The organism is Chromobacterium sp. Beijing (assembly GCF_021496765.1).
In the GTDB taxonomy this organism is placed as follows: Bacteria; Pseudomonadota; Gammaproteobacteria; order Burkholderiales; family Chromobacteriaceae; genus Chromobacterium.
Map to the genome: position 1 here is coordinate 1,327,823 of NZ_CP053750.1, position 22,837 is coordinate 1,350,659.

The 22,837-nt window shown below is 65.6% G+C and carries 20 protein-coding genes and 2 pseudogenes; 18 read left to right on the forward strand and 4 right to left on the reverse strand.

What is annotated here, in order from left to right; genetic code table 11:
* Positions 1-240 precede the first annotated feature (240 nt).
* Together HQN78_RS06355 and HQN78_RS06360 are read left to right on the forward strand one after the other, a co-directional pair.
* Positions 241-1,878: a methyl-accepting chemotaxis protein gene (locus tag HQN78_RS06355; protein WP_227108468.1), complete on the forward strand. Its 1,638-nt coding sequence runs from the start codon at positions 241-243 to the stop codon at positions 1,876-1,878.
* Between the two features lie 261 nt (positions 1,879-2,139).
* Positions 2,140-3,498 carry a nucleotide disphospho-sugar-binding domain-containing protein gene (locus tag HQN78_RS06360; protein ID WP_235088592.1) on the forward strand — a complete coding sequence of 453 codons (1,359 nt, stop codon included), beginning with the start codon at positions 2,140-2,142 and terminating at the stop codon, positions 3,496-3,498.
* 160 nt (positions 3,499-3,658) lie between these two features.
* Here the strand turns inward: HQN78_RS06360 and HQN78_RS06365 are convergent, their stop codons facing one another.
* Together HQN78_RS06365 and HQN78_RS06370 are read right to left on the reverse strand one after the other, a co-directional pair.
* On the reverse strand, positions 3,659-4,219 hold the full coding sequence (locus tag HQN78_RS06365) for a C40 family peptidase (protein WP_081549764.1): 561 nt from the start codon (positions 4,217-4,219) through the stop codon (positions 3,659-3,661).
* Entirely contained in the window at positions 4,216-6,126 is a 1,911-nt protein-coding gene (locus tag HQN78_RS06370; protein WP_107799078.1) for an ATP-binding cassette domain-containing protein, read from the reverse strand. Before HQN78_RS06370 ends, HQN78_RS06365 begins: the two co-directional genes overlap by 4 nt.
* A gap of 123 nt (positions 6,127-6,249) precedes the next feature.
* On the opposite strand from HQN78_RS06370, the gene HQN78_RS06375 reads away from it, so the two are divergent.
* The 6 genes from HQN78_RS06375 (at position 6,250) to purF (ending at position 11,267) form a co-directional block, all read left to right on the forward strand.
* Complete coding sequence (locus tag HQN78_RS06375; protein ID WP_235088593.1) at positions 6,250-6,603, forward strand: hypothetical protein; 354 nt, start codon at positions 6,250-6,252, stop codon at positions 6,601-6,603.
* A 3-nt stretch (positions 6,604-6,606) separates the two neighbouring features.
* Complete coding sequence (locus tag HQN78_RS06380; protein ID WP_235088594.1) at positions 6,607-7,050, forward strand: hypothetical protein; 444 nt, start codon at positions 6,607-6,609, stop codon at positions 7,048-7,050.
* The gene (gene folC / locus HQN78_RS06385; protein ID WP_235088595.1) at positions 7,047-8,315 is read left to right on the forward strand and encodes a bifunctional tetrahydrofolate synthase/dihydrofolate synthase; all 1,269 of its coding nucleotides are present in this window, start codon (positions 7,047-7,049) and stop codon (positions 8,313-8,315) included. Before HQN78_RS06380 ends, folC begins: the two co-directional genes overlap by 4 nt.
* 7 nt (positions 8,316-8,322) lie before the next feature.
* Positions 8,323-9,126, forward strand: coding sequence for an SPOR domain-containing protein (locus HQN78_RS06390; protein WP_235088596.1), 804 nt, complete (start codon positions 8,323-8,325; stop codon positions 9,124-9,126).
* Positions 9,127-9,131: 5 nt separating this feature from the next.
* Complete coding sequence (locus HQN78_RS06395) at positions 9,132-9,473, forward strand: CvpA family protein (protein WP_235088597.1); 342 nt, start codon at positions 9,132-9,134, stop codon at positions 9,471-9,473.
* A gap of 258 nt (positions 9,474-9,731) precedes the next feature.
* Complete coding sequence (purF, locus tag HQN78_RS06400; RefSeq protein ID WP_235088598.1) at positions 9,732-11,267, forward strand: amidophosphoribosyltransferase; 1,536 nt, start codon at positions 9,732-9,734, stop codon at positions 11,265-11,267.
* Between the two features lie 232 nt (positions 11,268-11,499).
* On the opposite strand, the gene HQN78_RS06405 is transcribed toward purF, so the two are convergent.
* Positions 11,500-11,748, reverse strand: a complete 249-nt coding sequence (locus tag HQN78_RS06405) for a hypothetical protein (RefSeq protein ID WP_235088600.1) — start codon at positions 11,746-11,748, stop codon at positions 11,500-11,502.
* Between the two features lie 261 nt (positions 11,749-12,009).
* On the reverse strand, positions 12,010-12,426 hold the full coding sequence (locus HQN78_RS06410; RefSeq protein WP_199225851.1) for a hypothetical protein: 417 nt from the start codon (positions 12,424-12,426) through the stop codon (positions 12,010-12,012).
* A 512-nt stretch (positions 12,427-12,938) separates the two neighbouring features.
* On the opposite strand from HQN78_RS06410, the gene HQN78_RS06415 reads away from it, so the two are divergent.
* The 10 genes and pseudogenes from HQN78_RS06415 to HQN78_RS25795 all read left to right on the forward strand — a co-directional run bounded on the left by HQN78_RS06415 (position 12,939) and on the right by HQN78_RS25795 (position 22,742).
* The gene (locus tag HQN78_RS06415) at positions 12,939-14,075 is read left to right on the forward strand and encodes a DUF4158 domain-containing protein (RefSeq protein WP_158274267.1); all 1,137 of its coding nucleotides are present in this window, start codon (positions 12,939-12,941) and stop codon (positions 14,073-14,075) included.
* 1,050 nt (positions 14,076-15,125) lie between these two features.
* Positions 15,126-16,061, forward strand: a complete 936-nt coding sequence (locus HQN78_RS06420; RefSeq protein ID WP_235088604.1) for a type VI secretion system ImpA family N-terminal domain-containing protein — start codon at positions 15,126-15,128, stop codon at positions 16,059-16,061.
* A 30-nt stretch (positions 16,062-16,091) separates the two neighbouring features.
* A complete protein-coding gene (gene tssB, locus HQN78_RS06425; protein ID WP_107799086.1) occupies positions 16,092-16,616 on the forward strand; it encodes a type VI secretion system contractile sheath small subunit in 525 nt (174 codons plus the stop codon).
* On the forward strand, positions 16,613-18,124 hold the full coding sequence (tssC, locus tag HQN78_RS06430) for a type VI secretion system contractile sheath large subunit (RefSeq protein ID WP_107799087.1): 1,512 nt from the start codon (positions 16,613-16,615) through the stop codon (positions 18,122-18,124). Before tssB ends, tssC begins: the two co-directional genes overlap by 4 nt.
* Positions 18,125-18,359: 235 nt before the next feature.
* Positions 18,360-18,827, forward strand: a pseudogene (locus HQN78_RS06435) (Hcp family type VI secretion system effector); the annotation flags it as partial.
* A gap of 75 nt (positions 18,828-18,902) precedes the next feature.
* Positions 18,903-19,370, forward strand: a complete 468-nt coding sequence (locus HQN78_RS06440; protein ID WP_235088607.1) for a GPW/gp25 family protein — start codon at positions 18,903-18,905, stop codon at positions 19,368-19,370.
* Positions 19,345-20,601 (forward strand): type VI secretion system baseplate subunit TssF, encoded by a 1,257-nt coding sequence (locus HQN78_RS06445; protein WP_255701220.1) that lies wholly within the window; start codon positions 19,345-19,347, stop codon positions 20,599-20,601. Before HQN78_RS06440 ends, HQN78_RS06445 begins: the two co-directional genes overlap by 26 nt.
* A 41-nt stretch (positions 20,602-20,642) precedes the next feature.
* The gene (locus HQN78_RS25470; RefSeq protein WP_255701242.1) at positions 20,643-21,206 is read left to right on the forward strand and encodes a type VI secretion system baseplate subunit TssF; all 564 of its coding nucleotides are present in this window, start codon (positions 20,643-20,645) and stop codon (positions 21,204-21,206) included.
* Positions 21,207-21,217: 11 nt separating this feature from the next.
* Positions 21,218-22,102: pseudogene (locus HQN78_RS25790) on the forward strand (type VI secretion system baseplate subunit TssG); the annotation flags it as partial.
* A gap of 172 nt (positions 22,103-22,274) precedes the next feature.
* Positions 22,275-22,742 carry a hypothetical protein gene (locus HQN78_RS25795; protein ID WP_370646603.1) on the forward strand — a complete coding sequence of 156 codons (468 nt, stop codon included), beginning with the start codon at positions 22,275-22,277 and terminating at the stop codon, positions 22,740-22,742.
* Positions 22,743-22,837 lie beyond the last annotated feature (95 nt).

A 22,837-nucleotide genomic window follows, 5' to 3' on the forward strand; every position in this document is an offset into this window, starting at 1 on the left:
GGCGTTATCATCACTTTCCATATTCAGCGCTCGCCGCCGCACTGGGCCGCTTGTCCCGGCGCGCCGCCGCCTGTCTATCTTTCCCCGCCCGCCCGCATCACTTCGCGGCGCCGTCATCGTCTCTTGTCGATTACTGCCTGATCCACTGCCTGGACCTGCGGCGCCGGTCCGGCGCGCTCCGGATGCGCCGCCGGCGGCGGGGAGCCGTTTTTGGAATGAATGTCGAAGGAATGCATCCGTATGAGTGTCTTGAACAAGGACTGGGGCTTGCGGGCCAAACTATCCGCCGCTTTTACTCTGGTGAGCCTGCTGATCGTGGCGGTTTATTCGATCTACGCTTATCGCAGCACGGTCGACTCCGAAATGAAGGGCGTGGATCAGACCCTGCTGACCGCCGCCTACGCGGCGCGCCAGATGGTGGGCGAGAACTTCCACGATCAATTGCCGGACAGCAATCCCAATAGCCAGGTCACCACCAAGCAGCTGACCGATTTTGCGCGCGACAGCGGTCTGGCCTACGCCTATTCCACCATTCAGCGCGGCGGCCGCGTGTTGTACACCAGTTCTTCCGCCAGCCCCGACGAGGTGAAGTCCGGCCAGTACCAACAGTGGTTCCTGGCGGAATACAAGGATGTGCCGGCCGGCCTGGCCGCGGCCTTGCGCAGCGGCTCCACCCAGTTTGAGGAATACCAGGGCGAGTTCGGCCTGTTCCGCTCGGTGTTCGTGCCCTTCACCTCGGCCAGCGGCATGCGCTACGTGGTGGGGGTGGACACGTCCTTGCAAAAAGTGGAGGCCTTGCGCACCCAGGTGCTGTGGCAAAGCGGCGCGGTGGGCCTGGGCCTGCTGCTGATGTCCCAGCTGGCGGCCCTGTTGCTGGCCAACCGCATGGTGCAGCCGGTGAACGAGTTGAACGTGGCCCTGCAGCAACTGGCCGGCGGCGACTGGAACCTGGTGCGCAGCATGCCGGTGCGCAGCCGCGACGAAGTGGGCCGCATCGCGTCCTCCTTCAACACCTTCATGGCGGCCCTGCGTGAGCGCTTGCTGGAGATTCGCGGCGAATCCGACGCGGTGCAGAGCGAATCCCAGCACATCGATCAGCTGGTGGGCGGCGTGGCCGCGCGTTCCGGCCAGCAGGCCGAGGACGTGCGCGGCAGCGCGGCGGCGGTGGAGGAGCTGGCGGTGAGCATCGCCCATGTCTCGGAAATCGCCGAGGACGCGGCCACGCTGATGTCTTCGTTCGAAGGCCAGACCCAGACCACGGTGCAATACATCCAGAACGCGGTGGAAGGCATGCGGACGGTGCAGCAGGAAGTGACCCAGCTGGCCGGCAAGCTGGATCAGCTGGATTCGCGCACCAATGAGATCAATATGATTGTGGCGGTGATCAAGGACATCGCCGATCAGACCAATCTGCTGGCCTTGAACGCGGCGATCGAGGCGGCGCGGGCCGGCGAGCAGGGCCGCGGTTTCGCGGTGGTGGCGGACGAGGTGCGCAAGCTGTCCGAACGCACCGCCAACGCCACGGTGGAGATCGGCTCGATGATCGCTTCGGTGCAGCAGGATTCCGCCTCCGCCATCTCCGGCATGCGCGCGGCGGTGGACCGCGTGGACGCCAGCGTCAATCACGCCGGCGAGGCGCAGGACACTTTGCAGGGTTTCTCGGTGCAGATCCAGGGCGTGTCGCGCGGCATGGGCGATATCTCGGCGGCGGTGCGCGAGCAGGCCAACGCTTCGCAGCACCTGGCCGGCAGCGTGGAGTCGGTCAGCAGCTCGGCCGAGGAAAACCGGCTGGCGGCGGAAGAGGCTCAGCAGGGCGTGGTCAATCTGTTGGAGCGCGGGGTGTCCTTGCGCGGCGTGGTGCAGCAGTTCACGCTCTAAGAACCTGTTCAATGTCTGCTGCGCTTCGGCGATACGGCGTTGAAAACAACTTCGAAATGCTCATGTACCGTATGTACATTCCGCTTTCTCTGCTGTTTTCGCCTTGTCTCGCTCTTGCTCGCGAAACTTTGAACAGGCTCTAAGCCATGGCGCGGCGCAGGGTCGCCATGCGCACGCAACCGCCCTCGGGCGGTTTTCTTTTTGCCAGATAAATGACATTGGCGTAAAGTGGCTTGTCGTCCTAAAGGAAGGAGGCGGGTCATGGAGCGGGAGCTGTCGTTGTCGCATGCCGGCGCGGACCCGGCGCGCGGTCCTTTGATCATCGTGGCGTCCAGCGGCACCGGCGGGGACATGCAGCCCTTTGTCGCGCTGGCGCGCGGCTTGAGCGAGCGCGGCCACCGGGTGCGGATGCTGGCGCCGGCCTTGCAGGAGGAAGCGGCGCGGGCGGCCGGCCTGCCGTACTGGCTGTTCGGCAGCGTCGAGCGGGAACAGGCGGCGCTGGACAACCCCGATCTATGGCATGAGCGCAAGAGCTGGGGCGTGCTCTGGGATAGCCTGGCGCCGGATCTGGACGCCTTGCGGGAGCGGGTGAGGGATCTGCCGGCGGATGAGGACTGCGTGGTCTTGTGCCACCCCGTCCTGGTGCCGATGGCGGCGCTGGCGCGAGCGGCGCGGCCGGATTTGCGCATTGTGACGGCCTATCTCGCGCCGTCCAATCTGTGCAGCCGCCACGACCTGCTCACCCTGGGCTCCTTGCGGATTCCCGGCTGGCTGCCGCCGGCCGGAGCCGGCCTGCTGTGGTGGGCGCTGCATCGCTGGTTCAACGCCCAGACCTTGCCCAGTCTGAACGCGGCGCGCGCACAGCGCGGCCTGCCGGCGGAGCCGCATTTTTTCGAGCATATGCTGAGAGCCCCCAGCGCCTCGATAGGTCTGTTTCCCCGCTGGTTCGCCGCCTTGCAGCCGGATTGGCCGCGGCCGTTCTTTGAAGGGGATTTCCTGCTGCCCGCCGCGCAGCGGGGCGCGGGGCTGTCCGCCGAGCTGGAGGCCTTTCTGGCCGCCGGCGATGCGCCCGTCGTGTTCACGCCGGGCACCGGCCATCGGCACGCCGCGGCCTTCTTCGACGCCGCGCTGCGGGCCTTGCGGCGGCTGGGCCGGCGCGGGATCTTCGTCACGCCGCACGCGGCGCAGTTGCCGCCGGCTTTGCCGGCCGATGTGCTGTGGCAGGCGCACGCGCCTTTCGCCGCGCTGTTGCCGCGGGCGGCGGCGCTGACGCATCACGGCGGCGTCAGCACCATGGCGGACGCGATGCGCGCCGGGATCCCGCAATTGATCGTGCCTTACGCCTACGATCAGTTCGACAACGGCCAGCGCGCCAAGCGCCTGGGCGTGGCCGAGGTCTTGCACGCGCAGCGCGTGTCCGGGGGGAGAATGGAGCGTTTGTTGGCGCGTTTGCTGGCCGAGCCGGGCCCGGGTCCGGCCTGCCGCGAGCTGGCCTTGCGCATGGCGGCCGGCGCGGAAGCGACGCGGGCGCTGTTGGACGGCGTGGAGGAGGCCTTGTTGGGACAGGCTGCGCGCGGGGCGGAAAGCGCCGGCGCGACGCCGGCGCTGGCGCCGGGCTAGCGAGCGCTTGGGAGGCGCTTAGAAGGTGTTTACGATCTCGCGAGCAAGAGCGAGACAAGGCGTTGCGGCTGAGAAAGCGGAATGTACGCGTGGTGCATGAGCATTTTGAAGCCTTTTTCAACGCCGTATCGCCGACGCGCAGCAGATCGTAAACAGCTTCTTAGCTGAACAGCGTGCGTGCGCCCTCGTAACGGGCGGCGAAATAGCTATTGTCCAGCCGCGCCACGCGAATGGAGCTGTTGGTGCGCGGCGCGTGCACGAACTTGCCGTCGCCGATGAAGATGCCCATGTGCGAGAACGGGCGGTTCATGGTGTTGAAGAACACCAGGTCGCCGACCCGCATCCGACTGTCCGGGATGGGCCGCGCCACGCCGGCGATCTCGGCCGCGGTGCGCGGCAGCGTGACGCCGACGGCGTTCTGGTAGATGTAGCCGACCATGCCGCTGCAATCCAGGCCGGCCTCGGGGTTGGTGCCGCCGAACTTGTAGTCCAGGCCCAGCAGGCCCAGCGTGTAGATCAGGATTTCCCGGCTGGCGCCGTCGGCCTTCAGCCCGGACAGGCTGAGGTCGCCGGAAGGGCGGGGCTTGCGGCCGCCGGCCACCTTGGAGGGCGTGGTGCCGCAGGCGGCCAGCAGGCCGGCCAGCGACAGCAGCGCGGCGCCGCGCAGCAGCGCGCGGCGGTCCAACGGCGAAGAGGGCGAAGGCGGCAGGGTTTTGCTCATTGTTGCTTTGACTCCAGTTCTTCCCAGCGCGCCAGCTTGTCCATCAGCAATTCGTCGATTTCCTCCACCCGGCGCTGCCAGGCGATGGCCTCCTTGGGCGTGTCGCGGTAGCAGTTGGGGTCCAGCAATTGCTGATTCAGGCTGGCTTGCTCGGTTTCCAGCGCGGCGATCTCGTCCGGCAGCGCGGCGAGCTCTCGCGTCTCATTGTAGGACAGTTTATTGCGCGCGGACTTGGGCTTGTCCTTGGGTTTCTCCTGCGGGGCCGAAGCGTCCCGCGGCTTCTCCGCCGGCTTCATCGCCGCCATGCGCGCCTTGGTGTCGATCCAGTCCTGGTAGCCGCCCGGATACTCTTCCAGCCGGCCGTCGCCTTCGAAGGCGATCACCTGGGTGACCACGTTGTCCAGGAAGGCGCGGTCGTGGCTGACCAGGAACACGGTTCCCGAGTATTGAGCGATCACGTCTTCTAGAAGTTCCAGCGTGTCGATGTCCAGGTCGTTGGTGGGTTCGTCCAGCACCAGCACATTGGCCGGCCGGGTGAACAGCCGGGCCAGCAGCAGGCGGTTGCGTTCGCCGCCGGACAGCGAGCGCACCGGGCTGCGCGCGCGCTGCGGCGAGAACAGGAAGTCTTCCAGATAGCTCATCACGTGTTTCTTCACGCCGCCGATTTCAACGAAGTCGTTGCCCTGGCTGATGATGTCGGCGACGCTGGTTTCCTCGTCCAGCTGTTCGCGGAACTGGTCGAAGTAGGCGATCTCCAGCTTGCTGCCCTGCTTGACGCTGCCGCTGTCCGCGTCCAGCTGGCCCAGAATCAGCTTGAGCAGCGTGGTCTTGCCGGCGCCGTTGGGGCCGATCAGGCCGATCTTGTCGCCGCGCAGGATGCGGGTGGTGAAGTCGCGGATCAGGGTCTTGCCCTCGAAGCCCTTGCCGACGTGCTCCAGCTCCGCCACCAGCTTGCCGGAGCGTTCGCCGGCGTCCAGCTGGAAGTTGACCTGGCCCACGCGCTCGCGCCGCGCCGAGCGCTCGCGGCGGATGGCCTCCAGCCGGCGCACCCGGCCCTCGTTGCGGGTGCGGCGCGCCTCGATGCCCTTGCGGATCCACACCTCTTCCTGGGCGTGGAATTTGTCGAAGATGCGGTTTTGCTCTTCCTCTACGGCCAGTTCTTCCGCCTTGCGCACATGGTAGCTGGAGAAGCTGCCCGGGTAGCTGCGCAGCAGGCCGCGGTCCAGTTCCACGATGCGGGTGGCCACATTGTCCAGGAAGCGGCGGTCGTGGGTGATCAAGAGCACGCTGCCGCCGTAGTTCTTGATCAGGGTTTCCAGCCATTCGATGGCGGACACGTCCAGGTGGTTGGTGGGTTCGTCCAGCAGCAGCACATCGGGTCTGGCGGCCAGCGCGCGCGCCAGCGCCACGCGTTTTTTCCAGCCGCCGGACAGCTCCTCGATCCGCGCGTCCGGATTCAGGCCCAGATGGGACAGGGTGGAGGAGATCAGCGCGTCGAACTGCCAGCCGCCGCGGGCCTCCAGCTCGTGCTGGATGTGCTCCATCCGCGCCAGCGCCTGTTCGTGGTCGGCGTCGGCCTGGGTCAGCTGATGGGTGACTTGGTGGTATTCGGTGAGCAGGCTTTTCAGTTCGCCCAGGCCTTCGGCCACGGCTTCGAACACCGTGTGTTCCGGCGCCAGCTCAGGCTCTTGCGGCACATAGGCCACTTTGACGTCGCCCTTGATGTTGACGCGGCCGTCGTCCAGCGCCACCGCGCCGGCCACGCTCTTGAGCAGCGAGGACTTGCCGGCGCCGTTGCGGCCGATCAGGCCGACCACTTCGCCCGGTTCCAGCGCGAAATCGACGTTATCCAGCAATGCGTGGTGACCAAAAGCCAGGCAGGCTTTTTCGACGGTAATCAGAGCCATGGTGCGTGTTGTTTTCTGTATGGAAAGTTGGGCGGATTGTAACATGGGCTTCACCTTTCCACGCTTAGCGCCGCGCGGTTTGTGCTGTTACAATGCCGGCCAAACTTGAATGAAAGGCATGCTATGTACTTCGTTGACCGCTCGGTGGCCGTGATCAAACCGAAACAACCGTTCCTGGACTGGCTGAACCAGGCCCCGGACAACGACATGGATCTGGCGCTGGACAGCCTGCGCACCGACTGCACCGTGATCCTGCTGCCGGAGTTCGACGAGCCGGAAGAGGGCGTCGCCTACATCGACGAAATCTACGAACAATTGTTCAAGATGGAACTGGTGTCCTGGTACGAGGACGAAGACACATGGCCCAAGGATCTGTCCTTGAAAGCCTTCTGGGAATGGTTCGACGTGGAGATCCACTCCACGGTGATAGATAGCGTGGACGCCGACATCAGCAACACCCCGGCGCTGGATCTCTAAACCATGAACCGGCGGCCCCGGCTGGAGCCCTTCGGCTTCGAGCTGAGGCCTTCGCGCCTTTGGCTGGCGCTGACGGTTTCCGCCGCCGCGCTGCTGGCCTGGGCGGTGATCCGCCATCTGCCGCCCATCTGGCTGGCCTTGTTGCCGGCCGAGGCCTTCTTGCTTATGCGGGCGCTGCGCGCCGACGGCTGGGGCGACGCCGGCCGTTTCCGGCGGCTGGAAGTGGACGGCCTGGGGCGGCTGAGCGTGTGGTGCGAAGCCGCGCTGCCGGCGCAGGCCTTGGACGATTGCTTCGTCACCCCTTGGCTGACGGTATTGAATGTGCGCATTGGCGGCCGCCGGCGCGCCTTGATGGTGTGGCCGGATTCGGCGCCGGCGGACGGCCGCCGCCGCTTGCGGACTTATTTGCTGTGGTTTCAAGCCGCGGACGACACTGAGACGAAATGACTGGACACAAGACTCTGGCCGAGTGGCTGAGCTGGCAGGAAAGCCTGCACGCCACCGCCATCGATATGGGCCTGGCCCGCGTGGAGCGGGTGCGCGCCGCGATGAAACTGCAACCGTCCTGCCCGGTGGTGATGGTGGCCGGCACCAACGGCAAGGGCTCGGTCTGCGCGATGCTGTCCGCCATGCTGCATTGCGCCGGCTTCAAGGTGGGCACTTACACCTCTCCCCACATCCTGCGTTACAACGAGCGCATCGCCATCGATCTGGCGCCCGCCAGCGATGAGCGCATCGTCGCCAGCTTCGAGGCGATAGACGCCGCGCGCGGCGACACCTCGCTGACGTATTTCGAGTTCGGCACCCTGGCGGCGGTGCACAGCTTTGTCGCCGAAAAAGTGGACGTGATCGTGCTGGAGGTGGGCCTGGGCGGACGCCTGGACGCGGTCAACATCTTCGAGCCGAACGTGTCGGTGGTGGTCAGCGTGGACATAGACCACCAGGCCATCCTGGGCGACAACCGCGAGGACATCGGCTTTGAGAAAGCCGGCGTTTACCGCGCCGGCAAGCCGGCCTTGTGCGCGGACCCGAATCCGCCGGCCAGGCTGATCGAACACGCGCGCGCCATCGGCGCGGACCTGAAGCTGTACGGGCCGGACTTCGGCTATCAGCGCATGGACAATCAATGGTCCTTCCACATGGGCGACGCCCATCGCCACGCCTTGCCCTTGCCGGCGCTGCGCGGCGGCTATCAGATGGTCAACGCCTCGGCGGCGCTGGCCGTGCTGGAGTGCTTGAAGCCGCGGCTGCCGGTGAACCTGGGCGCGGTCAAGCGCGGCCTGCTGGAAGTGGAGTGGCCGGGCCGTTTCCAGGTGCTGCCGGGCCGTCCGGCGGTGGTGCTGGACGTGGGCCACAATCCGCACGCGGTCAAGGCGATGACGGCCAGCCTGAAACAGCTGCCGTTCGCCCGCAACCGGCTGGCGGTGTTCTCCATGCTGGAAGACAAGGACCTGGAACAGGTGGCGGCCTTGGCGCGCGAGGCGTTCGACGCCTGGTTCGTCGGCGGCCTCGACATGCCCCGCGGCCAGAGCGGCGAACGCATCGCCGCCAGGCTGGCGGAAATGGGCGTTGAGAGGGTGCAATCCTTCGCCACCGTGGCGCAAGCCTGGTCGGCGGCCTTATCGCAGGCGGAGGAGAGTGATAGAATTGTCGTTTTTGGTTCCTTCCACACCGTTGCCGAGGTGATGGAAGCCCGGCAACACCCGGCTTGAGGAAAGCATGGCTTTATCCACCCACGAGGAGTTGATCCTGTTGCGCAAGCGCGCCAGACGCCGTCTGGTGGGCGCTGTCGTCTTGGTTACCGTCGCCACCGTCGTTTTGTGGAACGTGGTGGGACGCCTGCCCGAGCAGCAGATGAAGCCGGAGTCCATAGAAGTGCTGGGCGCGGGCGCTTCCGCGCCCGCCGCCAATCACGCCGAAGCGCCGGCGGGCGCCTTGCCGCCGCCGGCCCAGCCGGCCTCGGCGCCGTCCGCGGCCTCCGCCGCGCTGGCCGAAGTCTCGCCCGCGGCCAAGCCCGGCGCCACCGAACTGGCGGCCAATCTGTCCACGATGACGCCGGCGATGCCGGCCGCGCAGCCGGCCCCCGCGGCGAAACCCGAGCCCAAGCCGGAGGCCAAGCCCAAACCCGAACACAAGCCGGAGCCGAAACCGGCCAAGCCCGAGCATAAAAAGCCCGAAATCAAGCTGGACGAAAAGCCGGCCCGCAAACCGGACCCGGCGGCTATCCTGGAAGGACGCTTCGATTCGCTGGACAAGCCGGCGGCGAAGAAAGAGGAGCCGGCGGCCAAGGGCGAGAGCAAATCGGTGATCCAGCTGGCGGCGCTGTCGGACCCGGACAAGGCCGACGCCTTGAAGTCCAAGCTGTCGTCGATAGGCGTGTCCGCTCATTTCAGCAAGGTGCAGACCAGCAAGGGCGAGGTGACCCGGGTGCGGGTGGGCCCGTTCAACAGCCGCGCCGAGGCGCAAGCCACCTTGCAGAAGCTGGCCAAGGCCGGCGTTAACGGCATTATCGTGACCAAGTAGCCGTCATGACCATCTTCGACTATATTGCCATCGCCATCATCGCCGGTTCCATCCTGGTGGCGATGATGCGCGGCCTGGTGGCCGAAGTGCTGTCGCTGGGCTCCTGGCTGATCGCCTTCTGGTGCGCCAAGCAGTTTTCGCCGGTGGTGTCGGCGTTTTTGCCCGGCGAATTGAGTTCGGAAGGCTTGCGGCTGGTGGCCGGTTTCGTGGCGGTGTTTTTCCTGGCCTGGCTGGCCACGGCCTTGCTGCGGGTCACGCTGACCGGCATGCTGGACAGCGTGGGGCTGGGCGGAGTCAATCGATTGTTCGGGCGGTGTTCGGCCTGGCTCGCGGGCTGGTGCTGGTGACGGCCCTGGTTTTGGTGGGCGGCTTGAGCGATCTGCCGCGACAACCCATGTGGAGGAATGCCGTGCTCTCGGCGCCATTTGAATCGGTGGCCTTATCATTAAGGCCCTGGTTACCGGCGATGCTGGCCGATAACCTCCACTACACCGGGTAGCTGGTGAACAAGGCGGAATATCTTGATATCTTCACTTCAAGATTCCGCCTTTTTCTTTGTCTTGTTTTTTTGTCCGTTTCTTTAGTAGTAGGGAAGAGAGCAAAAGATGTGTGGAATTCTAGGCGTGGTCGGTCAGGCTCCGGTCAACCAGTTGCTGTATGACGGTTTGCAGGTGCTGCAACATCGAGGTCAGGACGCCGCCGGCATCGTGACCGCCAATGGCAAGACCTTTCACATGCACAAGGGCAGCGGCATGGTGCGCGACGTGTTCCGCACGCGCAATATGCGTTCCCTATTGGGCGCGGCCGGCATCGCCCATGTGCGCTATCCCACCGCCGGCTCCGCCTCCTGCCTGGCCGAGGCGCAGCCGTTCTACGTCAATTCGCCGTTCGGCATCGTGCTGGCGCACAACGGCAACCTGACCAATACCGAAGAGCTCAAGGCGGACATGTTCCGCCACGATCTGCGCCACATCAACACCAACTCCGATTCCGAGGTGTTGTTGAACGTGTTCGCTCATGAGCTGACCCAGCGCCTCAGCGCCAACGAATTGAGCGTGGACGCGGTGTTCGGCGCCATCGAGGCGGTGCACCGCCGCGTGCGCGGCGCTTACGCGGTGGTGGCGATGATCGCCGGCTACGGCCTGGTGGCCTTCCGCGACCCCAACGGCATCCGCCCGCTGGTGATAGGCACTTGCGTCAACAGCGGCAAGACCGAATACATGTTCGCGTCGGAATCCGTGGCGCTGGACTGTTCCGGTTTCAGCCTGCTGCGCGACGTGCAGCCGGGCGAGGGCGTCTTCGTCAGCTTCGACGGCGAATTCCACGCCCGCAGCTGCGCCAGCGACACCCGCCACGCGCCTTGCCTGTTCGAATACGTGTACTTCGCGCGCCCGGATTCGGTGATAGACGGCGCTTCGGTTTACCAGGCGCGCATCGTGATGGGCGAAAAGCTGGCCGAGAAAATCCGCCGCGCCTTGCCGGAGCTGGACATCGACGTGGTGATGCCCATCCCGGACACCAGTCGCCCCAGCGCGCTGCAACTGGCCAACCACCTGGGCCTGCCGTACCGCGAGGGCTTCATCAAGAACCGCTACATCGGCCGCACCTTCATCATGCCGGGCCAGGCGGTGCGCAAGAAATCGGTGCGCCAGAAGCTGAACCCGGTGGCCTGCGAATTCAAGGGTCGCAATGTGCTGCTGGTGGACGATTCCATCGTGCGCGGCACCACGTCCAAGGAAATCGTGCAGATGGCGCGCGACGCCGGCGCCAAGAAAGTGTATTTCGCCTCGGCCGCTCCGGCGGTGCGTTTCCCCAACGTCTACGGCATCGACATGCCGACGCGGGCGGAACTGCTGGCCACCGGCCGCGACGAGGCCGAGATCGCGCGCGAGATCGGCGCCGACGCGGTGATCTATCAAGATCTGTCCGCGCTGGAAGAGGCGGTCAGCAGCGTCAACCCCAAGCTGAGCTGCTACGAAACCTCCTGCTTCAACGGCGAATACATCACCGGCGACATCACGCCGGCCTATCTGGACGCGATCGAGGCCGAGCGTCTGGACGGCAAGACCGGAGCGGAGCAGGGCGGCAGCGAACATATGATCGATCTGAACCTGAACGTGGCGGAACAGAATCTAATGTAATAGTGATTTAGCTTCCAAACGGCGGCGGGCAATGCCCGCCGTCTTTTTTTATCCGTTTCCCGACGCAATTTGGCGACAACCGCGCCGGCGATAGCCGGATCCTGCGGTATTTCGCTTGCCAAACCCATTTCCCATATTGAATATTTAATGCCATAAGCCGATAAAAACCCGGCGTGATAAGGCAGCCGCGTAAACTGGTCTAAATTAATATGTATTTAAAACTGTTTACTTGTTAGTCTGCCTTTGACGCGCCTGATATTGAGGAGTGGATATGGATGACATTCTGGAGATGCTGGTTGCGCGGCAAGCCGCGCTGGAGAGGATTATCGAAGGCCTGGTGCTGACCATGAACCAAAGCGGCACCATCAAGCTGCAGGATTATCTGAAGATAGGGCAGCTGATGCGTTTGAACAGCGCGGTCACGGATTCCATCGACGTGTCCGACAGCCTGCGCCGCATCAACGCGCGCTTGCAGACGCATGCGCAGGGTGGGCTGGATTCGATGAACGCCCTGTTGCGGGAAACCATGCTGTTCGCCCAGGCGGCGCCGCCACAGCGCGACGCGCTGCAGCAGGGCTGGGCGCGAAGGCCTCGCTGGAAATCAGCGCGCAACTGGAGGAATTGTTGCAGCGGCGCGCGCGGCGGCCGCGCAAACCCACCCGGGCCTAGCGCCGCGCGAGCGGAAGGAGCGCCCCCGCCTTGCGAGCGCTCGTCCGCCGCGCGAGGCGGACTTTGCCGGTTTTCAAGGCAGGCGAGCGGGCGGCGCGTCGCCCGCCGGCGCCAGCCGCAGATAGGACGCGCGGGACGGGTCCTGGCGGTCCACCATGACTTCCACCCGTTCGCCGGCGCGCGGCATATTGCCCAGATCTATCAGTTGTTCAATCGTCAGTTCCCGGCTGAAGCCGTCCTGCCACACCCTCAACTCCAATCGCATCATCGGCACCTGGTTCACCAGCAGGCCGGTTTGCCGGATCGACAAGACGTCGGCGTTGAGACGGACGCCGTCTTTCACGCTTTCCCGCTGCCAGGGACCGGACAGTCCGCGCAATTGCGAGGTCCAGTCGAAAGAGCGAAACAGCAGAAAGCCGGTAATGGCCAGCGACAACACGGTGACTCCTATCGACAGGAGCACGGAAAAACGGATCCAGGACTCGAACATCGGCGTCTTCCTTGCAAGGCGTGGGCGGCGTCGGACCGGCGGCCCGCTTCGCGCGCGAAACTGACAATATTAAGCACTTTATGGAAGCATGGGATTCGTTTGGAATGACAGAAGTTCCCGTCTTTCCCGCGGCGAGCGCGCGGCGCGCACCTTTATGCGGTGATTCTAATCGCCCATCGGCTATTTTCACCTGGACTTATCATGGCAAAAATAAATACATTGGCATTTTATGGGGGTGGAAACCTTTGTCGTGTGACTAATTCGCCCTTCAAATTAAGAAATCGGCATATTTCCGGGAACTACCGCAAATGCGGTCCATCACAAAGTAATACTTACCAGTGAAGCAACTTGAACTTCATAATGTTTTAGTTAGCCCTTTCGTCGGCGGACATGGCCGGCAAAGGGCGTCACCGGCTCCAGTGCCGCCGTCAGAGCGGTGGAGCCCAAGCGAGGCAGCCGGCCCGCAGAAACACCGGCGCTTTGCGCATTGGCCAAGGCCAGGGAAGAGAACTATGCCGAGACGTCCGTTGCTCTCGCCGCCAGAGCGCGCCAGCTTGCTGGAGCCTCCAGACGACGAATACGAGTTAGATCAGTTAACCGCCTTCAGCGAACAGGATTTCGCCTTGATCCAGCAGCACCGCGGCAGCGCCAACCGCTTGGGCGTGGCCGTGCTGCTGTGCTATCTGCGCCATCCCGGCATCGCGCTGGACGAGGGCTGCCAGCCCGCACCACGTTTGTTGCGGCGGGTGGCGGCCGCGCTGGGCGCGCGCGAGGAGGACTGGGAACGCTACGCCACCCGCGATCAGACCCGGCGCGAGCATCTGGTCAAACTCTACGCCTATCTGGGATTGAGGCCGTACCGGGCCGAGGACGGCCAGGCGGTCTTGCGCCACCTGGCCCGGCTGGCCACTCAAACCGATCAGCCGCTGTGCCTGGCGCAGGCCATGGTGTCCTGGCTGCGCCAGAGGCGCATCGTGCTGCCGGCCATAGGCGTGATTGACCGCAGTTGCGCGGCGGCGCTGACCCTGGGATCGCGTCAAGTCTACTCCCGGCTCAACGAGGCCTTGAGTGCCTGCCAGCGCCAACGGCTGGACGCCCTGCTGGAGCTGCGGGAGGGCGGCAAGTTGACGACGCTGGCCTGGCTGCGGCTGAACGCGGACCGCGCGCGCGGCGCGGCGCCGCAGCTGGAGCGCTTGCAGGTGGTGGAAGCGCTGGCCTTGCCGGCCCACCTGACTCAGTTGGTGGGGCCGGGGCGGATGCAGGAATTGGCCCGCGCCGGCGACGGCATGAGCTGCCATGATCTGGCCGAACTGGAGCCGCCGCGGCGCATGGCCACCCTGGTGGCCATCGTGTTGCAGGCGCGCGCGGCCCTGCTGCGCATGTTGCAGAACCTGGAAAAACTGAAGGCGATTGACGCTTTGTCTCTGCCCGCCGGTTTGCAGAATCTGGTGTCGCAACAGAGGATGGGCAGGCTGGCGGCCGAGGGCCGGCAGATGAAGCCCAAGGATCTGGCCAAGCTGGAGCCGCGCCGGCGCATGGCCACCTTATTGGCCCTGGTGCTGGAGCTGCGCGCCGCCCTGGTCAAGGAAATCCTCGATCTGCGCGAACGCCTGGTGGGCAAAACGCTGGAGGCCGGCGAACTGATGTGAACCGGCTTGAACGCGCGGCGGCGATGTGCCGCGGCGCAAGCGAAATGAATGAAAATCGCTGAATCCTAAACCCCGTCATTGACGGGGTTTATTTTTTTTAGCGCGTCCAGGATATTTAATAAAAATTACTAAACGGTTACAAAATTAAACAATCGTTTATTTTATTGCCGATCATTAGGGAAAACCCTGATCTTGTTTTTGATTTATGCAAATAAGGCGCGCGGACATGCGGGACTATCTAAATATGCTAACGTGCGGAAAAAGCGTTATTCCCAATGCCTGGGTTTTGTGTATCAAATGCAACAAAGTTTGAGCGAAATGTGAATTTGCACTTTCCACGTTTTAGCCGCTTAAGATCCGTCTTTCCATGATTTATTAAGTCTTGGCTTAATAAAATCGCCATTTGCGCATAAGCGTTTTAGAAAATAGACGGCTTATGCCAATTTACACCAAACAAGTCTCGGCATTAAAAACTTTTCTCCAAATTGTCCTAATAAGTATGTGTTTTGCACATTGTCCGCCGCCTGGATCGCTTCTTTGATCCGGCAGGCCGCGCCGACGAGCGCGCGGCGCGCCGCGACTGGCGCCGCCGTGCTTGCGCACTCACCGAGCATGGATCGGGCGCGGCCGATATTCGCTAAAAATGCAAATAAAATCTTGCGCTTGCGATTGCCGAGCTTATTTTATCGACCGGCCTTGAAAATCGACGCCGATTAAGCCGGCGGCCGCGTCAAACTCAGCGTCTTCCTTCCGTATTCTGCTCTGTCGCAAGCCATTCTTCCGGCTGCGCGCTTAACTATTTCCCCAAGTCCTTGCATGCGCGGCCGTCATGAAAAACGGTTTATGCATTTGTATTGCCGTGCGGTTTCGCCCCGTTTCCCCGGTGTTTACCGGTAAACCCGCCGCCGGGCGTTTATTTGGACAGACTCAAGCGTTTGCTTATAACTTTGTTCTCGAGTTTTTGTGAAAGCGCGCCAGCCGTTTATCGGCGCCTTATTCAAAACATTGAGGCGGGCCGGGCAGGGCCGCCGTTGGAAGCAAACTTTCGCCATGAACGCTGAAACCATGAACCACGCCATCGCCGATATCGCCTTGCCGGACACCCCGGCCGCGGAAGAGCTGGATTTCGACGCGGACTTCGCCCGCGTCGACGCCGCGATCTGCGAATACGACGCGGTGGGCCAGGTGCCTTTGCGCAAGGGCGCGGAGCCCTTCCACTGGATCAGCGTGGAAAGCGCCTGCCGCGGCCTGCTTGGCAAGGCCGCGGATGTGCGGGTCGGCGTTTGGCTGCTGCGCGCGGCGCTGGCCCAGCGCGGTCTGGCCGGGGCGGCGGAAGGACTGGCGGCGCTGGCCGCGATCGCGGCGCAGCCGCTGGAAAACATCCGGCCGGCCGGGCAGCCGGACGCGCCGGCGGGTGAAACCCACGCGCTGCATCTGGCCTGGCTGTGCGGGCCGGCCTTTCTGCATCAGCTGGCGCATAGCCGGCTGAGCGCGGACAGCGAGCTGCGCGTCGGTCAATTGGCCAAGGACCCGGCCGCCGCGCCGCCGGCGGAGCGCGAGCGGGCGTTGCGGGACCTGTCCCGGCTGCGCGCCGGCCTGGCCGCCTTGACGGATTTGAGCCAGCGCGAGGGTTTCGCCGATCAGTTCGACTGCGGCAGCGTGAACGCCTTGCTGGATGAGCTGGAAGCGGCGCTGACGCCGATGCTTGCCGCGGTCCCCGCAGAAGCGCCCGTCTTGAGCGAGGCCGCCCCGGCGGCGCGCGCGTTGCCGGCCGGCGCCTTGAACAGCCGCGAGGAGGTGGCGGCGGCGCTGGACTTGATCGTCGCGTATTTCCGCGAGCACGAGCCCGGGCACCCGGCGCCCATCTTTCTGCTGCGCGCCAAGCGGATGTTGGGCGCGGGCTTTGAGGAGTTGATGGCGGAGCTGTTCGCCGAATCGGATGCGCTGGTGGCGAAATTGGATCGCCCCCGGCCTTTACAAGGGTAGTCAAGCAATATCAGGGAAAGGACATATGCCATGGCGCGACAGAAGGATGCGCAGAAGTTCATCGGGGAAAGCCGTGCGCCCCGCGTGCAGATCGAATACGACGTGGAAGTCTACGGTTCGCAGAAAAAGGTGGAGCTGCCTTTTGTAGCCGGGGTGTTGGCGGACTTGTCCGGCGACAACATCGAAGCGCTGGGCGCGGTGGAGGACCGCCGTTTCACCGAGATCGACGTGGAGAACTTCGACTTGCGGATGGCGCAGATCGCGCCGGAACTCAGCTACCACGTGAAGAACGTGATCACCGATGACGGAACCTTGATCCCGATCGACTTGAGCTTCGACTCCATGGAGTCCTTCGAGCCGGCCGAGGTGGTGAAGAAAATCCCCGAGCTGGCGGTGCTGTTGGACGCGCGCAGCCAGTTGAAGGAATTGTTGACTTATATGGACGGCAAGGTGGCGGCCGAGGAGTTGATCGAGCAGCTGCTGAAGGACCTGCATCTGCCCGCGGACGACGCCGCGGCGGGCGAGGCGGCCCAGGCCGACGGGGAGGCGAGATGAGCACCCATGCCGAGATGCAGGCGCCGGCCGCGGCCGGCCAGACCGAAACCACGGTGGACGACGGCCTGAAGGACATCCTGCGCCGCTCGTTCCGGCCGCGCACCAATGAAGCCGCCGAGGCGGTGCAAAGCGCGGTGCAGACCTTGCTGGCCTATGCGCGCCGCAGCCGGGTGGTGGTGCGCGAGGATGTGGCGCAGACGGTGGAGCAATTGGTGGCCGAGCTGGACCGCAAGATTTCGGAACAGCTGACCCTGGTCTTGCACAACGAGCACTTCCAAAAACTGGAAGGCGCCTGGCGCGGCCTGCACTACCTGGTGTCCAACACCGACACCACCGAGAATCTGAAAATCCGCTACCTGAACGTCTCCAAGAAAGAGCTGGGCAAGACCCTGCGCCGCTACAAGGGCGTGGTCTGGGACCAGAGTCCCATCTTCAAGATGATTTACGAGCAGGAGTATGGTCAGTTCGGCGGCGAGCCCTTCGGCTGCCTGGTGGGCGATTATCACTTCGACCACAGCGCGCAGGACGTGGCCTTGCTGACCGAGATGTCCAAGATCGCCGCCGCCGCGCACACGCCTTTCATCTCCGCCGCCGCGCCCAGCTTGTTGCAGATGGACGACTGGAGCGAGCTGGGCAATCCGCGCGACGTGTCCAAGATCTTCACCGCCACCGAATACGCGTTCTGGCGCCGGCTGCGGGAAAGCAACGATTCGCGCTACCTGGCGCTGACCTTGCCGCGCTTCCTGGCGCGGGTGCCTTACGGGCCCAAGACCCAGCCGATAGAGGAGTTCGGCTTCGAGGAGAAGGTGGACCCCAACCGCGCCAGCGATTTTTGCTGGGCCAATTCCGCCTACGCGATGGCCGCCAACATCACCCGCGCCTTCAGCACCTACGGCTGGTGCACCAAGATCCGCGGCGTGGAGTCCGGCGGCGCGGTGGAGGTGCTGCCCAAATTCGTGCTGCCCTCGCAGGACAAGGAAGTGGAGCTGCATTGCCCCACCGAGATCGCCATCTCCGACCGCCGCGAGCACGAGCTGTCCGAATCCGGCCTGATGCCGCTGGTTTACCGCAAGAACTCGGACATGGCGGCCTTCATCGGCGCCAAGACCGTGCACCGGCCGGCGGTGTACGAGGACGACGACGCCACCGCCAACGCCAATCTGTCCTCGCGTCTGCCTTATATCTTCGCCACTTGCCGCTTCGCTCATTACCTGAAGTGCATCGTGCGCGACAAGATCGGCTCCTTCAAATCGCGGGAAGACACTCAGCGCTGGCTCAACGATTGGCTGATGAACTACGTGGACGGCGATCCCAGCATTTCCAGCGAGGTCACCAAATCCAAGCGCCCGCTGTCCGCGGCCGAGGTGCTGGTGGACGAGCTGCCGGACAACCCCGGCTACTACCGCGCCCAGTTCTTCCTGCGGCCGCACTTCCAGCTGGAAGGCTTGACCGTGTCGCTGCGGCTGGTTTCCAAGCTGCCGTCGGCCAAGCAGGAGGGGGCTCGCTAGCGCGCGGCTCGCTTCCGATAGCCCGTTCATTCACCGCCGCGCTTAGCTTAAGCAAGGCTTGAGCAAGAGCTGACGGCGGCCGGTTTGGCGCGGGCGGGAACGACCTGAGTCGCCCCGGCGCTTGCATTCCGTTTCAGGTCTGGCTTGTCCATCACTTTTTTTCGGAGTATCGCAACATGGCAAATGCATTGGTTGACTACTTTCTGCAGATTGAAGGAGTCGAGGGGAATCAACTGACCAGCAGTACTCGGGCCTGATCCAGATCCAGAGCTGGCAATGGGCCGAGGAGAACTCGGGCAAATGGGGCTTCGGCAGCGGCGGCGGCGCCGGCAAGGTGGAAATGAAGGACTTCGAGTTCCGCATGGTCTCGAACAAGGCCTCGCCCAAGCTGTTCCTGATGTGCGCCACCGGCGAACACATCCCGCGCGCCAAGCTGATCTGCCGCAAGTCCGGCAACGGCCAGCAGGACTTCATGATCATCACCTTCGCCAGCGGTCTGGTGTCCTCCTTCCGCACGCTGGGCAATATGCCGTACGCCATCATGGGCCACGGCAGCGGCGATGTGGAAAGCGTGCTGCCCACCGACGAGATCAAGATCAACTTCGCCAAGATCGAGTTCGAATACCGCGAACAGCGCAATGACGGAACCATGGGCGCGGTGATCAAGGCGGGTTACGACCTGAAGCTGAACGCAGCCGTTTAAGCACTATGAGCCGGGACTTTCCGGCCTTCTTTCCTCTCTATCGGGACGGCGTCGCCCAGGCGGCGCCGGGCAGCCATGACGCCACGATTATTCGACCAACTGTCCGCCCGCGCAGGGCGCGAGACGCTCGCCGCCAGCATCGCGCGCGATCTGGCGCATTTGATGAACGCCGCGCTGCGCGGCGCGCGCCTGCCGCTGGCGGCGGGCAGCCAGCTGGAGACTTCGGTGTGGAATTACGGACGGCCGCCGCTGGCGGAGAGAAAGTCGAGCCGGATCGACCCGGCGCGCGTCAGCGCCCACATCCGCGACGCCATCCGCCGCTTCGAGCCGCGGCTGGACCCGGAACGGCTGGAAGTGAGCGCGCGCGCCGGCAGCGGGCCGCAGGCGCGGCAGCTGCTGTATTTCGATGTGGCCGCGGTGACCCGCGACGGCGGCGAAGCGCTGCGGCTCAGCCTGACGCTGGATTATCTGGACGGTTATTTCGGCCTGCCGCGCGCCGCGGAGGCGGGGCGGCCGGATGAATTTCCTCGATCACTACAATAATGAATTGCGCCATCTGCGCGAGGCCGGCGCGCGTTTTGCCCGCGAGCATCCGCAGATCGCCCCGGCGCTCGGCCTGCGGCCGAACTCGGTCGCCGATCCCTTCGTCGAGCGCCTGCTGGAGGGCGTGGCCTTTCTGTCCGCCCGGGTGCAGACCCGGCTGGATCTGGAGTGCGCGGAATTCGCGCGCCAGGCGCTGGCCCAGGTCTGCCCGCTGTATCTGAGCGCCACGCCGGCGATCAGCAGCTTCGCCTTCCATCCGGACTTCGCCTCGCCGGAAGCCTTCCGCGGCCGCAGCCTGCCGCGTGGCACCCTGATCCAGGCGACCTTGCCGGGTTCGACCCGGCCCATCACCTTCGCCACCGGGCGCGAGGTGACCCTGCTGCCGCTGCGGCTGGAGCGGGCGGAGTGCGGCCGCGGCCTGACCCGGCTGTCCGCCGAGCTGGCGCGGCGGCTGGCCTCGTCCCAGGCCGCCTTGCGCCTGAGCTTTAAACTGGAGGGCACGGTGTCGCTGGGCGATCTGGCCGCGACGGAGGGCGGCGCCAAGCCGCTGCACCTGAGCCTGGCCGGCGATCTGCCGCGCGCTTACGCGCTGCACCGCGCGATGCTGGCCGACGTCGGCGCCTGGTACGCGACGGCCGACGACGGCCGCGGCGGCGAAGTCCTGCTGGAGTTGCCGCTTGGCGGCCTGCGCCTGTCCGCCGCCGACGAGGGCGAGGCCCTGCTGCCGGCCGAGGCGGGCGGCTTGCCGGGCTTGCGCTTGCTGCGCGAATACTTCGCCCAGCCGGCGCGGCTGCTCAGCGTGGAATTGGACGCGCTGGCGGCCTTGGCGGCGCGGGCGCCGTCGGCGCGCGGCTTCGAGCTGATCCTGGCCTTGCGCCAGGCGCCGCTGGACCTGATAGGCGAGGTGGACGCCGGCCAGTTCCGCCTGTTCGCCACCCCGGCGATCAATCTCTATCCCAAGCGCCTGGACCCGGTGCCCTACGATCCGAACCAGACCGAGCAATGGATTCCGGTGGACCGGATGCGGCCGGCCGAACACCACCTGTGGCGCTTGCTGGAAATCAATGTCTGCGACAGCAACGGCCGCTCGCGGGAGGTGCGGCCGGCGCTGGACGCCGGCGGCTACCAGAGCGCCCCGGCGGCGGCGCGCTATTCGCTGCGCCGCGAGCCGGCGCTGCAAAGCGAGGGCCGCGCCAGGCGCGCCCGGACGCGCTGGGCAGCCATGATCTGATCACCATTTCCGCCTGCGCCGGCGATCTGGGCCTGGACGACATCGCCACCCTGACCGGGCGCGCGCTGGTGGCGGACCGCGGTTGGCGGCCGGAAGACCTGCCGGCGGCGGAGCTGCGCGCCGAGGGCGGCGCGGTGGCGCGGCTGGAGTGCCTGTGGCCGGCCAGCGCGCCGCGGCCGATTCCGGACCTGGAGCGCTGCTGGCAGGCGGTGGCCCATATCGGCCAGAACCCGTTGAGCCTGCGCGGCGCCGGCCGTCAGGACATCGCCGCGCGGCTGGCGGAGCAGCTGCGGCTGGCCGCGCAGCCGGAACTGGCGCTGGACCGCCAGCGCATAGACAGCCTGAAGGCCGCGCATCTGCAAGCCGGCTTCCTGCCCGCCGGCCGCGGTTCGCCGCAGGCCCTGGTGCGCGCCTCCCTGGTGGACATCGATATCGCCGCCGTGATGCACGCGGACCGCGGCGGCTGGCTGTTCGGCCGGCTGCTGGCCCAGGCGCTGGCCCAGGCGGTCACGCTCAACGACGGCATCGAGGTCAGCCTGAGGCTGGACGGCGAACCGGTCAGCCGGCACGGCAACACCCAACGCGCGGACGGAGAACTGCAATGAAACGACAGCAGATGATCCGGGAGCTTAAGCCGCAGCGCACCTTCTTCGAACTGATGCGCCGCGTGGAAACCTGGCAATGGCGGCTGCCGGACGCCGCCGCGGCGGGCCGGCTGCGGCGCCGGCCGGACTGGCTGGGCCTGGAACAGGCCGCCGACATGCACTTCGCCAGCAGCGAGATCAGCGGGGTGAAGGTGGAAGAGGCGGAGGACGACGCCGCGCCGCGCGTCAGCGTGGTCTGCCGCCATTTCGGCCTGTTCGCGCCCTACGGGCCCTTGCCGCTGCACATCACCGAGCACGCGCTGCACGAGCGCCGGCTGGAACGCAACGCCGCCTTCGAACGCTTCGTCAACCTGGCCTGCGGCGATCTGGCCTGGCTGCACTACGCCGCCCGCGCGGCGATGCATCCGGCGCTGGGCTACGAGCGCGGCCGCCATCCCTTCGCCGAGCGCGTGTCCGCGCTGGCCGGCGCCGCGCCGGAGGCGGAGCCGCTGCTGGACCCGCACGCCGCCGCCTGCCGGCGCAGCCATCCCGGCGCTTATCACGCGCCGCGCCGCTCGCTGGCGGACTTGCAGAAAATCCTGGCCGGCTATTTCGGCGCGCCGGTGCGCTTGTCGCCGCGCCAGGGCCGCTGGATTCCGCTGCGGGAAGGCGCAGGCGGGCCGCGCCGGCTGGGGAGCTGGCGCGTGGGCAGCCGGATCTGGGACGCCCAGCACGCGCTGGACATCACCATAGGGCCGATCGACGCCGCCGAGTTTTCCCGCTGGCGGCGCGGCGCGCCCGCGGTGCTGGCGATGTTCGCCGTCGCCGCAGATTTCGCCGATGGCCGGGCCGCCCCGGTCATCAAGGTCCAGATCCGCACCCGGCCGGAACTGGCAGGCAAGGTGGGGCGCATGCGCCTGGGGTGGACGCATGGTCCCGCCCCGGCGTCTCGCTCCGGACTCTCACCGTGTATGAATCTTTCCAGGATCCGCTGTGAACCGAGAACGCATTTTCGGCCGCTTAGGCCCAACCGCATACGACACCTTGGTGGAAGCCACCGCCCTGGGGCGCTCGCGCCGGCACGCGCTGGTGGACCTAGATCATTGGCTGCTTTGCCTGCTGCGCCGCGGCGGCGGCGACGTCGCGCTCTTGCTGGAGGCGCTGGACTGCGAGCCGGCCGCCGCTTTGCAACGCGTGGGCAAGGCGCTGGACGCCGCCGAGGCCGGCGGCGAATCGCTGCGCGACATTTCGCCGGCGCTGGAGCGCAGCGTGGCGCCGGCCATCAGCTGGAGCCAGGTGGCCGCGCCGGCCGCCAAGGTGCGCAGCGGCCATCTCTTGCTGGCCTGGCTGGACGAGGAGCCGACGCGGCGCTGGCTGCAGCATCGCATCGGCCAGGCGCTGGCCAAGCTGTCGCTGGACGATATCGTCGCGCGTTACGAGGCGCTGGCCGGCGCCTGGCCGGAAGCGGCCGACGCGCCCGCCGGAACCGCCGCCCAGGGGCCGCAGGCGAAGCCGCCGATCCGGCCGCGGTGCTGCGGCAATGGGCGGTCAGCCTGAGCGATCAGGCGGCGGCCGGCGAATTGGACCCGGTGATAGGCCGCGACGCCGAATTGCGCGCGGTGATCGACGTGTTGTCGCGGCGGCGGCAGAAC

Excerpts from the sequence above, each read along its gene's own strand:
- HQN78_RS06355 (WP_227108468.1), top strand. The coding sequence starts at position 241 with ATGAGTGTCTTGAACAAGGACTGGGGCTTGCGGGCCAAACTATCCGCC.
- HQN78_RS06360 (WP_235088592.1), top strand. The coding sequence starts at position 2,140 with ATGGAGCGGGAGCTGTCGTTGTCGCATGCCGGCGCGGACCCGGCGCGC.
- HQN78_RS06365 (WP_081549764.1), bottom strand. The coding sequence starts at position 4,219 with ATGAGCAAAACCCTGCCGCCTTCGCCCTCTTCGCCGTTGGACCGCCGC.
- HQN78_RS06370 (WP_107799078.1), bottom strand. The coding sequence starts at position 6,126 with ATGGCTCTGATTACCGTCGAAAAAGCCTGCCTGGCTTTTGGTCACCAC.
- HQN78_RS06375 (WP_235088593.1), top strand. The coding sequence starts at position 6,250 with ATGTACTTCGTTGACCGCTCGGTGGCCGTGATCAAACCGAAACAACCG.
- HQN78_RS06380 (WP_235088594.1), top strand. The coding sequence starts at position 6,607 with ATGAACCGGCGGCCCCGGCTGGAGCCCTTCGGCTTCGAGCTGAGGCCT.
- folC (WP_235088595.1), top strand. The coding sequence starts at position 7,047 with ATGACTGGACACAAGACTCTGGCCGAGTGGCTGAGCTGGCAGGAAAGC.
- HQN78_RS06390 (WP_235088596.1), top strand. The coding sequence starts at position 8,323 with ATGGCTTTATCCACCCACGAGGAGTTGATCCTGTTGCGCAAGCGCGCC.
- HQN78_RS06395 (WP_235088597.1), top strand. The coding sequence starts at position 9,132 with ATGACCATCTTCGACTATATTGCCATCGCCATCATCGCCGGTTCCATC.
- purF (WP_235088598.1), top strand. The coding sequence starts at position 9,732 with ATGTGTGGAATTCTAGGCGTGGTCGGTCAGGCTCCGGTCAACCAGTTG.
- HQN78_RS06405 (WP_235088600.1), bottom strand. The coding sequence starts at position 11,748 with ATGCGTCTGCAAGCGCGCGTTGATGCGGCGCAGGCTGTCGGACACGTC.
- HQN78_RS06410 (WP_199225851.1), bottom strand. The coding sequence starts at position 12,426 with ATGTTCGAGTCCTGGATCCGTTTTTCCGTGCTCCTGTCGATAGGAGTC.
- HQN78_RS06415 (WP_158274267.1), top strand. The coding sequence starts at position 12,939 with ATGCCGAGACGTCCGTTGCTCTCGCCGCCAGAGCGCGCCAGCTTGCTG.
- HQN78_RS06420 (WP_235088604.1), top strand. The coding sequence starts at position 15,126 with ATGAACGCTGAAACCATGAACCACGCCATCGCCGATATCGCCTTGCCG.
- tssB (WP_107799086.1), top strand. The coding sequence starts at position 16,092 with ATGGCGCGACAGAAGGATGCGCAGAAGTTCATCGGGGAAAGCCGTGCG.
- tssC (WP_107799087.1), top strand. The coding sequence starts at position 16,613 with ATGAGCACCCATGCCGAGATGCAGGCGCCGGCCGCGGCCGGCCAGACC.
- HQN78_RS06440 (WP_235088607.1), top strand. The coding sequence starts at position 18,903 with ATGACGCCACGATTATTCGACCAACTGTCCGCCCGCGCAGGGCGCGAG.
- HQN78_RS06445 (WP_255701220.1), top strand. The coding sequence starts at position 19,345 with ATGAATTTCCTCGATCACTACAATAATGAATTGCGCCATCTGCGCGAG.